The organism is Shumkonia mesophila (assembly GCF_026163695.1).
Lineage (GTDB): Bacteria > Pseudomonadota > Alphaproteobacteria > Rhodospirillales > Shumkoniaceae > Shumkonia > Shumkonia mesophila.
This window is the reverse complement of the sequence record NZ_JAOTID010000043.1, coordinates 1-2,351: the sequence shown is the minus strand read 5'-3', so window position 1 is coordinate 2,351 and position 2,351 is coordinate 1. Positions and strand designations below refer to the sequence as shown.

The 2,351-nt window shown below is 66.7% G+C and carries 2 protein-coding genes; both read right to left on the bottom strand.

The window, feature by feature from the left end; translation table 11 throughout:
• Window positions 1-713, bottom strand: a 713-nt coding sequence (gene istB / locus ODR01_RS25130; protein WP_316980460.1) for an IS21-like element helper ATPase IstB, incomplete at its 3' end; no start/stop codon positions are given.
• A complete protein-coding gene (gene istA, locus ODR01_RS25125; RefSeq protein ID WP_316980459.1) occupies window positions 700-2,232 on the bottom strand; it encodes an IS21 family transposase in 1,533 nt (510 codons plus the stop codon). The genes istA and istB, both read right to left, overlap by 14 nt.
• Window positions 2,233-2,351 lie beyond the last annotated feature (119 nt).

Genomic DNA, 2,351 nt, shown 5'->3' with positions numbered 1-2,351 from the left:
CGCCAGCTTTCGTTGCCGGTTTCGACGATGTCGCAGTGATGGGTCAGGCGGTCGAGCATGGCGGTGGTCATCTTGGCGTCGCCGAACACGCTCGACCATTCCTTGAAGTCGAGATTTGTGGTGACGATGATCGAGGTCTGCTCGTAGAGGCGGCTGATCAGGTGGAACAGCAGTTGGCCGCCGGACTGAGCGAAGGGCAGATAGCCGAGTTCATCGAGGACGACCAGATCGACGCGGCTGAGCTGGTCGGCCAGTTTGCCGGCGCGCCCTTCGCGGGCTTCGGCCTCCAGGCGGTTGACCAGGTCGACGACGTTGAAGAAGCGGGCCCTGGCGCCGCGGTTGCGGATGCAATTGGCGGTGATGGCGATGGAGAGATGGCTCTTGCCGGTGCCGGTCCCTCCGATGAAGACGACATTGCGCTGCGTCTCAAGGAATCCGCCGCCGTGCAGGTCACGTGCCAGGGCCTCGTTGACCGGGCTCTCGGCGAACTTGAACTCGGTCAGCTCCTTGGCCAAGGGCAGCTTGGCGGCGCCGATCTGGTAGCTGATCGAGCGGGCCGTCTTCTCAGCCACCTCGGCAGTGAGCAGATCGCCGAGGATCTGCTGGACGGAGCGTTGTCGCTTCAGCCCGTCGCGCATGATGTCGTCATAGGCGGCGCGCATGCCGGCGAGGTTGAGCTTGGTCATCAAGGCCAGAAGGTCATGCCGCTCCACGGTCGACCTCCGGGGTGATGGTGCGCAGACGGTCATAGCGGGCGCAATCGGCGGCAGGAACCAGGCGCAGCGGCGGCGTGGGCGGAGTGGCCAAAGCCGGCGGTGGTGCCCCCTCGCGGCTCCGGGACAGGATGTTGAGCACGGCATCACGGCTGCACAGCCCCTCGGCCAGGGCGAGGCGGCAGGCTTCCTCGACGGCTTCGAGACCGTCCTCGGGGATGGCGGCGAGGACACCGACGAACTGGCGGTCGGCCTCGTCGGAGCGGCCGAGCCTGGCGCGCAGCTTGGCCAGGTTGGGCGGCAACTCCCAGTCCTTGAAGGGCGCGCCGTTGCGCAAGGCACCGGGCTTCTTCGCCAGCACCGGCAGATAGTGGAGCGGGTCGTAGCGGACGCGGTCACGGCCGAAGAGGCGCTCATGCTCTGCCACCACCTCGCCGTCGAAGCGGACGACGACGCGATCGGCATAGGCCCGCAACTGGACCGGCCGATTGGCGGCCCTGGCCTCGATGCTGTAACGGTTGCGATCGAAGCGGACCAGGCAGGTCTTCGAGGCGCTGGCCGTGACCTCGCGGAATCCGTCGAAGGGACCGCGGACTGGCACCAGCACCGCGCGCTCGGCCTCGAACACCTCCCACACGCTGCGTTCGCGGTCGTCGGGATGGCGGCTCTCACGGGCATGGGCGAGGCAGCCGTCCTCAAGCTGGCGGTTCATCTCGTCCAGTGTTTTGACGTGCGGACGCGGGATGAACAGGCGCTGGCGCTGGCTGCCGACCTGGTTCTCGACCTGGCCCTTCTCCCAACCGGCCGCCGGCGTGCAGGCGGTCGGCTCAACCAGATAGTGCGAGCACATCTGGGCGAAGCGGCGGTTGAACTTCCGGTCCTTGCCGACGAATACCGCGTCGACGGCGGTCTTCATGTTGTCGTAGATACCGCGCTCGCAGGTTCCGCCCCAGAAAGCGAAGGCCCGGGCGTGGGCGTCGAACACCATCTCCTGGGTCTGCCGCGGATAGGCGCGGATGTACGGCATGCGGCTGTGGCACAGCCGGACCTGCGCCACCTGCGCCTTGAAGGCGACGCCGTCGAGGACGATCCACTCCTCCGACCAGTCGAACTGATACGCCTCGCCCGGCGCGAAGATCAGCGGGATGAAAGCCTCGGTGACCTTCGCCTCGGTCTTCGTCGCCCGAGCTTCCGCCCAGCGCCGGGCATAGCGCCGCACCGCGTCGTAACCGCCCACATAGCCGGCACGCCGCAGCGCCTCGAAGAGCTGGCGCTTGTCCAGCCGCTCGCGCAGTTGCTGGCGCTCGTTGCGTTCCAGCAACTGCTCCAACTCCGCCAGAAACGGCCCAAGCTGGGGAAATGGCTGTGAATGCCGCTCGTACTTCCCCTCGGTGTCGTCGGACCGCAGGTACTTCGTCACCGTGTCCCGCGACAACCGCAAATCTCGGGCGATCGCCCGAACGCTCTTCCCCTTCGCGTGCTCTCGGCGCACCCGCGCAATCGTCTCCACTGTCAGCATCCCTCGTCGGCACCTCCGATCCTACAACCGGAGGTCACGTTAACCTGATCAAGGGGCTGGCCTAATTTTGGACGCCGATCACCCCCTCAGGTGGCCGACTTTTGCACGCCGCTCCACAG